This window comes from Parabacteroides sp. AT13, from assembly GCF_002272965.1.
In the GTDB taxonomy this organism is placed as follows: Bacteria; Bacteroidota; Bacteroidia; order Bacteroidales; family Tannerellaceae; genus Parabacteroides; species Parabacteroides distasonis.
This window is the reverse complement of record NZ_NQMH01000001.1, coordinates 2,704,442-2,718,517: the sequence shown is the minus strand read 5'-3', so window position 1 is coordinate 2,718,517 and position 14,076 is coordinate 2,704,442. Positions and strand designations below refer to the sequence as shown.

Genomic DNA, 14,076 nt, shown 5'->3' with positions numbered 1-14,076 from the left:
ATACGTATCTTTTTATTTAAGTAAACGGGGAAAAGGTTCATCTATGATACCGGCAGGACGCTGGTTCCGGCCTTCATATCCCCAATCTCCCATATCACTACGAACCTGTTCGATCCATTGATTCATCTTCGTTACTACTTCGGGATGTTTATCGATGACATTGGTTGTTTCCGACAAATCATTCGCCAAATTATATAAACGAGCTTCACCGACTTCCGTATCCGGGAAGTGAGGGCCTTTGATACGTTCCTTCAAAGGTAAATGATACTTCCAGTTTCCCCAACGTACCGCTTGTAATTGTTGTTTCTGGTAATAATAGAAAGTCTCCGTGGGCGATGCCATCGATTCTCCCTCCAAGATTCCAGACACATTATGCCCATCTATCACCCGGTCGGAAGGAACCGCATAACCGCAATAATGCGCCAATGTCGGTAAGAAATCCATCGAAGTCACCAGATTATCAGTCTCCTGTCCCGCCGGTATTTTAGCGGGCCATCTCATTATACAAGGCACCCTGAACCCACCTTCATACGTCGTACCCTTTTGGCCTCTCAACGGACGGTTCGTACCACCGAAGTGTTCATCCGCACCATTATCGGAAGTAAAGATAATCAAGGTATTTTGATCCAATCCTTCCTCCTTTAAAGTCTCAAGCAAGACTCCCATCGACCAATCCAATTCCTCGGTCGCATCTCCATAGAGTCCGTTCTGAGACTTTCCCTTGAAAGCGGGAGAAGCCGCTAACGGATTATGAGTCATATTATGGCACAAGTAAATAAAGAACGGAGATTCCTTATGAGACTTTATAAACTCCACAGTCTTATTGGTATAACGAATCGTCAAGGAATCATGACCGACAGGAGCCACTATTACCTCCTCCTGTTCCATCAAGGGTAACGGACAATACGGACGATCCATATCGTTACTATAAGGAATACCATAATAGTAGTCGAAACCCTGCCGGGTAGGAAGAAATGGCAATTGATCCCCTAGATGCCATTTCCCGATACAAGCCGTCGCATATCCCTGCTCCTTCATCAACTCGGCGATCGTTATCTCACCGGGATTCAAGCCTTTATGCGAAGCTGGAAATAGCACTTGCCTCCCTTTGGACATCAAAGGTGTAGGGTCCGCATTTACATGCATGGAGACTCGCCTTGGATAACACCCTGTCAATAAAGCCGATCTGGAAGGTGTGCTCACGCTCGAACCCACATAAAAATCGGTCAGTCGTATTCCCTCTTTAGCCATCTGGTCGATATGGGGAGTACGATGCTTCGTACTCCCGTAACAACCTAAATCCCCATATCCGAAATCATCGATAAATACGATGATCACATTTGGCCTTTCCGCCGCTTGAGTAGCCACGGCCGCTCCTGAAAAGGCTAATACCGATATTATGTTAGATATAAGTTTCATTTCATTTTTCTTTTAGTTGCACATTACCAACCCGGATTCTGATCCAAATTCGGATTCAAAGAACGCTCGCTATCAGGAATCGGTAATAAATCGTAATATTCCAAATAGCCATTTGGGAACTTCCTCTCGATCACGCTACCCTCATGATCCTTAATAATCATAGGGTAAAGTTCCTTACCGATTTTCCAACGTTTTACATCTGACCAATAACGTCCTTCTAATGCTAACTCAATCCGTCTCTCATGTCTCACTTTCTCACGAGCCTCCTCACGACTCATAGATGTCGGCAGCAAAGAGATCTTAACGTCATCCCTTTCCGTACGGATCCGGTTGAGGATAGCGATCGCATCCGCTACACTTCCATTCGTCTCTATAATCGCCTCCGCTTTTGACAATAAGACATCCGCATATCTCAGTATGATATCATTGATATAAGACTGCCCGGAAGGAGGAAGCTTTGACTCATCCTGAATCCGATATTTACGGGTACTTAAATGTTTCAACCGATTACCGGCATGATTAAACGCACCTCCCGGATACAGGTAATTAGGGAAACGATAGCCCAAGAAATAAGAACCCGGAAGTACAGCCGTGAAACCTAAACGAGGATCCCGGTTCTCATAAGGATTCTCGGGATCTACAGGAGAGCCGTCGATCGTCTCATAAGCCGCTACCAAATCATCCGTAGGGACATAACGGCTTCCACGGGTCCAACTTCCGGTACCCGTTCCGCAATACTGGTCAATATAGGAACCTTGCGAATTCTCGCCTTCAATATATTGGATATCAAACAATACTTCCTTATTGTTCTCATTAGCCGGATCAAACAAACCCTCATAACTATGGAATAGACCATATTTCTTCAACGCATCAATTTGCTCGACACAAGACAGAACCTCCTTGTATTTACCTTGGTATAAGTAGGCTCGCATTTTCATACCTAAAGCCGCCCCCTTGGTAGCACGCCCCGGCTCAGGAGCATCCACTCCCAGATTGGTGATCGCAACCTCATAATCATCCAGCGCTTGTTGCCAAGTCTCCTCCAAGCTCGCCCGCTTCAAGCTACGAGCTTCTTCCGTGGAAATGTTCGTCAATATAATAGGTACCCCACCATAGGTTTCCGCTAGCACAGAATAAGCCAGTCCCCGTAGAAAATGAGTCTCACCTGAATATTTGGCTTTCGCTTCTTCCGATAAATCCACTAAATCCATACAGGCCAACAAATAGTTTGCCCGGGAGATTATCTCATAACATCTTTTCCAACGATACGTTACGACTCCTCCGTCACTAGAGCTCAATCGCCCGGCACCCAACTTATTAAAAACCTCATCCGTTCCCCAGTTAAATGCGTTAGGGGTAGCTCCATCCGTTATGCCAAAGCCAAACAAGCCTTGATTATAAACCTCTTTTTCCCTCAATTGAGCATAGACACCATTTAAAAGGAGTTTGATATCCGATTCATTTTCCGGGAAACTCGCCGAAGTAATCTTATCCTCAGGATACAAATCCAAATAATTCTCCATACATCCCGTGAAAGAGACACATAGTATAATTGATAAGCAATATGCTAATAACTGTTTCATACTTTTAGAAATTAAGATTTATACCAAATGTAAATATTCTCGGAGTCGGGTAATAATTGGTACCCGAATCAAACGTATTTCTTTCCGGATCATATCCTTCATACCCTTTTTTCCACATAATCGTAAACAGGTTCTGGGCATTCGCATATACATACAACCGTTGCATTTTTAGCTTTGAGGTAATCCATTCAGGGAACGCATAACCTAATTGTAAGTTCTTCAATTTCAAGAAATCGATACGATGTACCCAAAATGAGGAGTCATACGTGTCCCATGAAGAGTCAAACCGAAGCATCGGTATATTTGAGTCCGGATTCTCTGGGCTCCACGCATCCCGCCATTTATCAGAAATAGTCAGCCATTCGTATTGCATACGGGTCATGCCGCTCTTCGTAAACGCATTCGCCTGTCCCAAACCTTGGAATAAGATATTTAAGTCAAACCCTTTATAGCGTAAGCCGGCAGTAAGTCCATACGTAATTTTAGGAATCGTATTACCAAGTACTTGTTTATCTTGATAGTCTAATTTTCCATCATTATTAACATCCTCGTATTTCAGATTTCCCATTTCCGGCTTAAGCCCATTGCTATGCATATGTTGAGCGGCTTCTTCGTCCGATTGATAGATGCCAACCGCTTTATAGCCATACAAAGCCTTATACGGATATCCCTCACGAATCAAATAAAGCTGGTCCGGAGAGTTTCCACCTTGAAATTTCGTTACTTTATTATCGATATACGTAAAGTTTAGTCCTACGTTAAATCCAAGGCGATCTCTGCTCGTCTCAAGATTATCATAATTCACGACTAACTCAAAACCATTATTTTTCATCTCGCCCACATTCTCAAACGGTGCGGTCTTATCCCCTAATACGTTTGGTATTGGCAATTGAACGATAATATCGGTTGTTTTTTTATTGAAGTAATCAGCTTCTATATTCAACTTATTACCTAAGAAGCCCAAATCCACGCCAATATCCAAGGAAGAGGTAGTTTCCCAAGTAATATCCTCATCCACCAAAGCGGTTACGGCAGCACCCGGAGCCAATGAGCCTCCATAATTATAACTCAAGTCATAATTTTGGGAGATCACTGTTAAATAAGGCCAATATCCTTCAATGGTTTGATTGCCTAATTGTCCCCACGACGCACGTAGTTTCAAATTAGAAAACAGATTCAGGTTCTTAATAAACGCCTCTTCACTCAAACGCCATCCTGCAGAGAAGCCCGGAAAAACACCCCAGCGATTTCCCCGTTTAAAACGAGAGGAGGCATCGGCACGGAGATTCATCTCAAATAAATATTTATCCGCAAAGGCATAATTCAATCGACCAAAATAAGATGCCATGCGTAGACCTTCAAAATTTCCCTCTCCCTTGATACCTTCCGTTCCCGCATCCACTTGGGTTAATCCTTCTTTGGGTGGGTTGGTTCTTCGGGCAAATACGTTCTTTATACTGTAATTCTCCAATTGGGTACCAAGGATAGCGGCAACATAATGCTTATCCGCAAATCGCTTGCTATAGTTTAATGTCGCTTGGAAATTATTACGCATAGTCGATACTTGCTCTCTACTCAACACAATACCATCACGATTGTAATTTTTCGGTATCGTCTCTATGCCAGAATCCGTATATCCATAAAGGGTCTCATTATATTTATCAACCATTTTCCAATTGCCATTAGAGGCCCATGTTACTTGTAAGTTCAAGTCTTTCGTAAAATCTACGGTAGCGAAAGCATTTACAGCCATATAATCCTTGGATGTTTTAGTCGCCCCGTTCGAAGCGTCTATAACCGGCTGATAAGTCGTATACAATAAAGTACCATCATCCTTAATCGCTTCTACCGAACCGAAACGGCCATCCCGGGTATATGGAGCGATGAAAGGAGCCGCACCTTGTTGCTGTTCGAATACACGGAACAAATCAAAAGGCTCTTGGGAATTCCTACGAGTATAATTCAAACGAGCGCCAACTCTCAACCATGAATTCACTTTATACTCCACATTTGCCCGGATACCGAACCGCTCCGCCTTAGAGTTCATCAAAATACCTTCCTGACTCAAATAGTTCAAAGACAAGAAGGAAGATAGTTTCTCCGATCCACCGCGAATGGATAAATTATGCCCTGTTATTAAAGCATTCCGATAAAGAGAGTCATACCAATCCGTATTCGGGTATTTATAAGTATCTGTTCCATTAGCGAAATTAGAGATCAATGTTTCCGAGAAAAGAGGGTTCTCTCCCCCATTCACCAAAGCTTGATTCGCCATAGTCATATGCTCGGCGCTATTCGTCACTAAATCAAAATGACGTCCGATCTGCTGCATTCCGACGTAAGAGTTCAACTCTACTTGGGTTTTCTCATTATTCTTTCCCATCTTCGTCGTAACCAAAACGACACCGTTAGCGGCCTTTGATCCGTAAATAGCCGCACTAGCCGCATCCTTCAAGACTGTGATACTTTCGATGTCACTCGGATTTACTTGGCTGAATACCCCTTCTACTCCGTCAATAATCACCAACGGGTCCGAATTATTCAATGTACCCCAGCCACGAATTCTCAATTGCGCTCCATCATCTCCCGGCTTACCCGAATTCTGGCTGATCCACACGCCGGAAACCTTTCCGGAAAGTGCTTGAGAAGCATCAGTGATCGGACGGTTCGCCAATTCCTCATCAAATTTGACTGAAGAAACAGAACCTGTCAAATTCACCTTCTTCTGGGTTCCATAACCAACAACCACAACCTCTTCCAAAGCCTGTGTATCCTCCTTTAAACGTACATTCAATGAAGTCTGTCCCGCAATAGCGACAGTTGTTGGCATAAAGCCGATATAAGAAAATTGAAGTGTCGCGTTATCCGATACCTCCAAAATAAATTTACCATCAAAGTCTGTTATCGTACCATTTTGAGTACCTTTCTCCACAACATTCGCTCCAATGATAGGTTCCCCTTTTGAATCGACAACAACACCCGTTATTTTTTTGGCTTGCTGGGTGACCGCATTCGCTATAGGTTTTTCAAATAAGTAGATCTTTCCATTTTTAACTTCATAACTTAATGACGTGCCCTCCGTTATTTTATCCAATACATTTGTCAATTCTGCATTCGTAAAATTAACGCTCACTCTCCGATTCAAATCTACGATTTGTTTGCTATACGCAACACTCAACCCGGTTTGGTGGGTGATGGTAGCTAAAACTTTCTCCACTTTCGCATTGTCCAGCACAATAGAAACCCGCTGAGCCGAGGCGGTAGCCGTGAAACTCAGCAAGGATATGACTAAAAATAGAAAGGTTAACTTCATGGCATTCGGTATTTTCTCAATTAATATTAAAAGGCACCTACGCCGAGGGCTTTCTTGCTTTTCTTTCATATATTTGTATTGATTTTAATAGTTGGTATTAGAAATTTATTTTTAATACGATCGGCAGCCGAAAAGGGTAGGAGCTTTTCGGCTGTTCTTATGTTATCTATTTATGAGGAATCCATACGCATATCTATTTTAAGGTTAACACTCTGTTTCCTGCTCTCCTATCAAATAGACACACGACAAATCTAAAAGGATGAGTCGTTATAGCTAATTTTTTTATTTTTTCATCCGGACTTCTATCTTGCCCCCTTTTTCCTCGAATAGTACAGGCGTGATTTTTTCCAATTCTTTTAATACCGTGGTCAAATTGACGCTATCGGTCGTTATCGTATACGTATATCGCAAAGCGGCAGAATCCTTCACGTCAAAGGATATATCATAAGTTCGAGCCAATGTTTTCATTACGTCCGATAAAGGGGCGCTCTTAAATACGAGCACATTACGTCTCCATGCCGAATACATCTTGACATCGTGGGAACGGAGTACCTCACAACGTCCGGAAGCCTTGTTATAAACCGCTTTTTCTCCCGGGCGTAATTGATAAGATTTGAAGGATCTTGATTTCAACTCGATAGATCCTGTCTCTAAAGCGACGAATATAGCTTCTTCCTCCGGATAGGCTTTCACATCAAAGGTAGTACCCAACACTTTTATATCCATATAAGAAAGATCCACGATAAAAGGCCGATTCTTGTTCTTGGCGACCTCGAACCAAGCCTCTCCTTCCAAATAAACCTTACGTTCGGAGAGACCGAATTTTTTCGGATAACGAATACGGCTTCCCGAATTCAAATGGACCTTACTCCCATCTTGAAAAAGCACTTGCATGCGTTCCCCATTAGGTACGTACACCTCGTCATAGCCATCATCCGCCAACAAATCCACTTGTGAGTTTATGCGTATGAAAAGTCCTATAATTAAAGCGATCGGTATAAAGACCGCAGCCGCATACGCTATAAAACGGCGTATTTTTTGTCGGCGGAGTTGCCGCATAATATTCTGATACATTACGGCTGAGGGTATCGGATGGTCGATCCATGCCTCTTCCTCCCCCATATGAATCGTTTTCTCATCCTGATCGATACGCTCAGCAAGCCATGCCTGTCCTTCCGGGGTCTTAAACCAACGAACAACCTCACAAGACTCCTCGGAAGTAGCCTCATTATTTAGCGTTTTCTCTATGATCGATAGATCGGGTATTTTCATATTCATTTTCTTTTATCAATTGACACGCAAAGCCATCAATAGGATGAGTTCCACAAATATAAAAGAAATAAAAATAGTCTCTCGAAATGTGCCCGCAGTATTTTTATCGCTTGCGCATAATGTGTTTTTACCGTGGGGACCGAGATATTCATCTTATCGGCGATTTCTTGATTAGAAAGATTCCCTTTCAGCTTATACAGACAGACTTGGCGTTTCTGCTCCGGCAAGTGATCGATCGCTTGGTAAAAATGAGACATCATATCTTGTTCCTCTATCTTTATAAGCAGTTCATCCTCATATTCCGGCGCTGATTGTACGATCTCATAATTTTTCTCTACGGCGCTATTATTATTCCGGATCTCATTTAATACGTGATTCTTTAGCATTGTATAGAGATAGTTCCTTAAATTCACGTTCACCATCAGTAGGGAACGTGCCTCCCACAATTTCAGAAAAACTTGCTGTACGGCATCTTCCGAAGAATATGTACTTTTCAAATATTTATAGGCCAACACATACAATAATTTATGATACCGCTCATAAATAACAGTAAACGCATCCTCGCTCCCCTGCCTCAATGAGGTGAGCAGATCTTCATCGCTCCGTATGGATTTCTGAAAAAAAGACATTCGAGGAGACTATATAATATACGATTCGCTATTTAACAGACGTTCCGCTTCCTCCTTCATGGCATCCGGCACCTGTGTAACCGCACCTTCACTGATCGATCGGATAAATTCCGGATACTCTCTACGATAAACATCCAACATCCGGTTCGCAAAAACAAACATCATCGTATATTGGATATTCGCCAGCCGATCACATATTTTTATAAAAGAAGCGAATTTAGTCTGCCGTATTCCTTGATAATACAGGTCATTCGCCCGTTCTCCCCGGTTTCGTCCTTTTTCATTCGTTAAGGCGTATACGATTTCCGGAACTTGGTCTTCCAAGTGCTGTCTCACGCCTTCCGGCAAGACAAAGCCTCCCCCCTTGAACTCTTTCAGAAATTTCACGACATCATTATAGGTCATCCGTGCATCTTCTATCGTATCATGCAGAAAAGCAGAGGCATACAATATCAGTATATCCGCCTCGGTCTCAGCTACCAGATATCCGTAGCGAGAGACATACGATACCGTCATTTTCAGATGAAATCCATAAGGCAACACATGATCATATTTCTGATTCACATCATCATGTATACGAAAAGCAGCCTTCTCCATACTGCAGATCCAAGGATAATAACGCTTTACTAGAGCGATAAATGATTGTTTTTCCATTCTTTCGATACTAAAGATTAATCTTTACGCATGGCAATAATACACAGTTCCGAAACCGCTGTTTCCGAAACGACGGTTTCTACAATGCGAAGATATATAAATAATCGAATTAAATCACTATATATCAAATTATTTGCCACGGACTCCCACACGTGCAAGTGAAACATACCGTTTCCTTTCTTTATTATGGATATAATTATTATATTTGCAATAAAATGTATTTATATTATGGAGACAATCGCAATGATGAATCCTTTTGTCGTGGGTAGGTATGTATCAGACAAATATTTTTGTGACCGTGAGGGAGAGACAAGCTTCTTGATTAAACAGATTGAGAACGGACGTAATGTCGCATTGATTTCTCCACGCCGTTTGGGTAAGACCGGATTGATCCAACATCTTTTTCGTCAAGAATCGATAGAAAAAAATTATCATGCGTTCTTTGTGGATATTTATGCCACTACTTCATTAACAGAGTTCGTATATCTATTAGGAAAAGCCATCTATGACGAATTGAAGCCAAAGAAAACGGTTTGGACGGAACGGTTCTTTCAAATCATAACCTCATTGCGTGCGGGTTTTAAACTGGATATGGTAACCGGAGAACCTTGTTTTGATATTGGGCTAGGAGACATTCAAGCACCACAAACAACACTTGATGAGATCTTCGCTTATCTAGAGACCGCAGATAAACCATGTATCGTGGCGATCGATGAGTTCCAACAAATTGGCGGCTATGAGGAGAAAAATGTAGAAGCGTTGTTGCGAACCAAGATTCAACAATGCAAGCAGACTATGTTTATCTTCTCCGGCAGTAAACGCCATTTGATGAGTAATATGTTTAATTCCTCTTCCAAGCCTTTTTATCAAAGCGCTATTAGTATAGGACTTGAGCCAATACCCATTCATATCTATGTGGAGTTCGCCAACCGGCTTTTTGAGCAAAGGGGAAAGCTTATTGACAAATCCGTAATAGAAGAAGTTTATCGGATGTTCGATGGCTATACTTGGTTTGTGCAAATGATAATGAACGAACTTTTCGCATTGACCGAAGAAGGTGAGCGTTGTGGTATGGATAAGATAGAAATAGCCCGCAAGAATGTGATTCTAACACAAGAAAGTAGTTACAAGGATCTACTTGCCAATCTTGCTCCCAAACAAAAACTTGTTTTACAAGCTATCGCCAAAGAGGGCAGAGCAGAAGGTCTCACGTCATCAGCATTTATCAAAAAATACAAGCTACCTTCAGCCAGTTCTGTACAATCTGCGGTCAAACCTCTGTTGAAAAATGATTTGATAACACAGGAAGATGGCTTTTATAGGGTATATGACTACTTTTTTGCGGATTGGATGGCTAGAATATATTGACTCTCTTGTATGTAAATGTCAGAAAATAAGCAAATCTTAGTAGGCACTATCCGTTACTGAAGTAAATAATTTACGACTTGAAATGTAAATTCCTTATGCGGTGAAAATGAATTATTTAGACAACATACTTAATCGCTTGCAAAAGGCTTCTCAAGTGATTAGTTATTCACTTCCCAAGCCGTTAACTAGCGGCTAGGTATAGCCGTTAGTTATTCACTCGACAAGCCGTTAGTTATTCACTTCAGAAGCCTATTACACCCTGCAAAACAGATAAAATTAGGGAGAAAAGAAGAGTAACCATCAAATAATATCCAACCGTTCTCTCAGTTGTTTAAAATAGCGATGCGAGGCGATCCTCTCCTCCTCTTGGAAGGGGGGATAGAACTCGCATCGTAAGGTCTTATTCTCGATGAACATCAAATAAGTCAAGTTCACAATGCAATCTTGGCTTATTTGAACAAACGTATTATTGATAGACAACAAATCTTTCGCTGTCGTGCTCATTTTTAGTTTATGAGTAGTACGGGAAGTCAAGACAATCTGCCAGCAACGTTGGTCTCCCAAGAACTGAAACAGGAATATCTCCTCACAACGGACTAGTAAAAGACCCGAGACGGTTTGGATCGCAAATCGACTATCCCGATTCAATATTTTCCGCAAAGATCTCTCCATGCAGGCAACATCCGCAGGTTCTGTCGTATGAAAACGTTCGATGAGTGCCGCTAACTCATCAATTAAATAAGGTTTTAACAAATAATCAAACGCAGAGGCACGTAGGGCATCCAATATATATTTATCGTATACCGTATAGAAAACGACTCTCAAGTTCGGAAGAATATCATCCCGTATATCATCCAGCAAATCAAAGCCAGACATGTCCGGAAGTTCCACATCCAAAAACACCAAATCCGGTTGATACTTAAGGATATGCCTCTTGCCCAATTCCGCCGTTGTCGCTGTATCCAATATCCTTATTTCCGAGAAGGCCAATAGATCGTTTTGCAATTTTTGAATCGATCCAAGGTCATCATCTATGATTATTACTGTTATTTCCGGTTCCATACACGCTTCCATTTTCCAACAAAGTAAAATATTTATTGTTAAGATAAAAAATTAACGACTTACCATAAATAGTGCTTTTTACGTATAAGTTGCAATATTTACGTTTATCCTATCGTTTTTCATGCTTATCTGTCATTTTTTATTTTATGATCTTGGTTAATTACCATTGATTGATAAACCCTATCTTTGCAAATACAGTTATAAAATAGAAACAATATATTTATGTCTCGAAAAATAAATCTTATTATATTCCTCTGTTTCATTTTATGCGAGGTATATGCCCAATACGTACCCGATGTATTGGGAGATGGTTATTTACGCCGTACCTTCCAGATGCCGGATGATTATGAGGGGAAGGTAGTTTGCACACTGGTCAAGAAACCTCAACTGGATAGCGTAAAACAGGCCGTGCTGTATATCCATGGCTATAATGACTATTTTTTCCAGAAACAATTAGGGGATAGCGTAAACGCTCACGGATATAATTTCTATGCGATGGACTTGCGGAAATACGGACGTTCGATATTACCCAATCAAAACCCGTTCTTTTGCAAGAGCCTAAAAGAGTATTTCGCTGATATCGATACCGCTTTAGCCACCATCCGGTCCGAAGGTAATGAACGGATATTATTAATGGCGCATTCTACGGGCGGGTTGATCACACCTTATTATTTGAATAGCAAGAAAGGGGAGTTACCGATAGACGGGCTTATCTTGAACAGCCCTTTTCTAGATTGGAATTTCGGATGGTTAATGGAGAAAGTCGTACTGCCAACCGTTGCGTTTGTCGGGAGGCTATTTCCGAATCTTACCGTACAAGGTTTGGGTGATCCGAATTACGCTTATAGCCTGCTTAAGCAGTATAAAGGAGAATGGGAATTTGATACGAACTGGAAAATGATATTCGGGCATCCGAAAAAAGCCGGATGGATCAAAGCCATACAAGAAGCGCAACAGACGGTACAAAAAGGGTTAAAACTGGATTGTCCGATACTAGTGATGTCTTCCAACAAATCTTTTCCGGAAACAGAGACATGGCATGAGGAATACATGACCTCCGACATCGTCTTGGATGTTCAAGACATTCAAAAATACGGGGAGAAACTAGGAGACAAAGTCACGAGAGATACCATTCCAAACGGCATCCACGATCTGATCCTATCTCAAAAGCCCTATCGGAACGATGCCTATCAAACTATATTCGAGTGGTTAAAGAAACAATAATGGTTGCACCAAACATATAAATCCTTACCTTTGCGCCCAGACAAAACATTTATATATACATGAAATCAGTGCGATCAATTTTTATAGGTCTGACTTGTCTGGGGATGGCAACGGCTAGTTTCGCTCAAGAAGAAGAGACAACTCCGGAAGCGACTACCTACAAGGCCGAAATATTCGGATCGGTAGCTAGTGGCGACAATGCCCCTTTCTGGATGGTTAGCAATCGATACGGAATTGTTCCTTTGGAAGCGAATAACGGATATTTGAATGCGGGAGTATTCCATAATCAAACTTTTGGCAAAGGTTTTCGCTGGGGAGCCGGATTAGACGTAGTGGCCGCAGTTCCTCGTCATCGCAATTTCTTTATCCAACAAATATATGCCGAGTTAGGTTACAAATGCTTGCTATTGAGTGTAGGAAGCAAGGAACGCTATAATTCACTTTGGGATCGTTGGCTTAGCTCGGGCGATATCGTGCAATCCGCCAATGCCCGCCCGATTCCGGAAGTGAACATCAGCATTCCGGAATTTACCGTCGTTCCTTTAACTAAAGGCTGGATGCAAGTCAAAGGAGACTTTGCCGTCGGTCGTTCTTTCGACAAGGATTATCTGGCTAACTTCACAAACAATAAGCAGACTTATGTAGATAACGTTTTATGGCATCATAAATCATTATTTGTACAGATTAAGGATACACGCAATGACTTCCCGTTATCCGGTGTAATCGGAGTACAGCATTGGGCACAATGGGGAGGAACCTCAACCAATCCTAAGATCGGAAAGCAGCCTCAATCCATCAAGGACCTTATCCGGGTTATTTGCGGCAGCGAAGGGGGTGGCGACGCAACAGTCTCCGATCAAATCAACGTACTGGGTAATCATTATGGCTCTTACGATTTCAAATTGGCTTTTACACAACCTAACTGGCAAGTATCCGCCTATTACCAACATTTCTTCGAGGATAAATCCGGTATGATATTCGTAAACAATACCGACGGATTATGGGGAGGACAATTGGATTTACCAAAATTCCCGTGGTTGCGTAAGGTGGTCGTGGAGTATCTGGTTACAAGAGACCAAAGCGGACAGTTCCACTTCATCGATTTTGATCACGACCTACATCCCGGCGTAGGTGGCGGTGGTGATGATTATTATAACAACGGAGAATACACTACCGGAGCCTCTTATTTTAACCGGGCGATAGGTTCTCCTCTGATCCCAAGTCCGGAGTATAACGAGAACGGTTCATTAGGATTCAAGAACAACCGTGTTCGTGACTGGCATTTCGGTGCGGAAGGCGCTATCTCCTCACAAGTATCTTATCGGGTATTAGTCACCGTGATGAATAGTTGGGGTAGACATGCCACCCCTTTCCTTAGCAAGAAAAGAGGAGCTTCCGGACTTTTAGATATCTCTTATCAACATCCCCGTTTATCGGGATGGGAATTTACAGGGTCTTTGGCAGCTGATGCCGGTTCCATGTTCGGCGATAACTTCGGATTCAGCCTGAAAGTAGCGAAACGTGGCATCTTGAAAAGCTGGAAATAATAACC

Annotated in this window: 10 protein-coding genes; 3 read left to right on the top strand and 7 right to left on the bottom strand. The window is 42.1% G+C overall.

Going from position 1 to position 14,076, the window contains the following annotated elements:
- Positions 1–12: 12 nt before the first annotated feature.
- The 6 genes from CI959_RS11315 to CI959_RS11290 form a co-directional block, all read right to left on the bottom strand.
- A complete protein-coding gene (locus CI959_RS11315; RefSeq protein ID WP_008779963.1) occupies positions 13–1,419 on the bottom strand; it encodes a sulfatase in 1,407 nt (468 codons plus the stop codon).
- A 23-nt stretch (positions 1,420–1,442) separates the two neighbouring features.
- Positions 1,443–3,002, bottom strand: a complete 1,560-nt coding sequence (locus CI959_RS11310; RefSeq protein WP_057317385.1) for a RagB/SusD family nutrient uptake outer membrane protein — start codon at positions 3,000–3,002, stop codon at positions 1,443–1,445.
- A gap of 4 nt (positions 3,003–3,006) precedes the next feature.
- On the bottom strand, positions 3,007–6,384 hold the full coding sequence (locus tag CI959_RS11305; RefSeq protein WP_005854086.1) for a TonB-dependent receptor: 3,378 nt from the start codon (positions 6,382–6,384) through the stop codon (positions 3,007–3,009).
- A 213-nt stretch (positions 6,385–6,597) separates the two neighbouring features.
- Positions 6,598–7,587 carry a FecR family protein gene (locus CI959_RS11300; RefSeq protein ID WP_005854084.1) on the bottom strand — a complete coding sequence of 330 codons (990 nt, stop codon included), beginning with the start codon at positions 7,585–7,587 and terminating at the stop codon, positions 6,598–6,600.
- A 35-nt stretch (positions 7,588–7,622) separates the two neighbouring features.
- On the bottom strand, positions 7,623–8,216 hold the full coding sequence (locus CI959_RS11295; RefSeq protein ID WP_005854082.1) for an RNA polymerase sigma factor: 594 nt from the start codon (positions 8,214–8,216) through the stop codon (positions 7,623–7,625).
- Positions 8,217–8,225: 9 nt separating this feature from the next.
- Positions 8,226–8,870, bottom strand: a complete 645-nt coding sequence (locus tag CI959_RS11290) for an HD domain-containing protein (protein ID WP_008779959.1) — start codon at positions 8,868–8,870, stop codon at positions 8,226–8,228.
- 228 nt (positions 8,871–9,098) lie between these two features.
- On the opposite strand from CI959_RS11290, the gene CI959_RS11285 reads away from it, so the two are divergent.
- Positions 9,099–10,238: an ATP-binding protein gene (locus CI959_RS11285; protein ID WP_057317403.1), complete on the top strand. Its 1,140-nt coding sequence runs from the start codon at positions 9,099–9,101 to the stop codon at positions 10,236–10,238.
- A gap of 300 nt (positions 10,239–10,538) precedes the next feature.
- Here the strand turns inward: CI959_RS11285 and CI959_RS11280 are convergent, their stop codons facing one another.
- Complete coding sequence (locus CI959_RS11280; RefSeq protein WP_022191757.1) at positions 10,539–11,300, bottom strand: LytTR family DNA-binding domain-containing protein; 762 nt, start codon at positions 11,298–11,300, stop codon at positions 10,539–10,541.
- Between the two features lie 222 nt (positions 11,301–11,522).
- On the opposite strand from CI959_RS11280, the gene CI959_RS11275 reads away from it, so the two are divergent.
- Together CI959_RS11275 and CI959_RS11270 are read left to right on the top strand one after the other, a co-directional pair.
- Complete coding sequence (locus CI959_RS11275; RefSeq protein ID WP_022191758.1) at positions 11,523–12,524, top strand: alpha/beta hydrolase; 1,002 nt, start codon at positions 11,523–11,525, stop codon at positions 12,522–12,524.
- A gap of 59 nt (positions 12,525–12,583) precedes the next feature.
- Positions 12,584–14,071, top strand: coding sequence for a capsule assembly Wzi family protein (locus CI959_RS11270; RefSeq protein WP_008779955.1), 1,488 nt, complete (start codon positions 12,584–12,586; stop codon positions 14,069–14,071).
- Positions 14,072–14,076 lie beyond the last annotated feature (5 nt).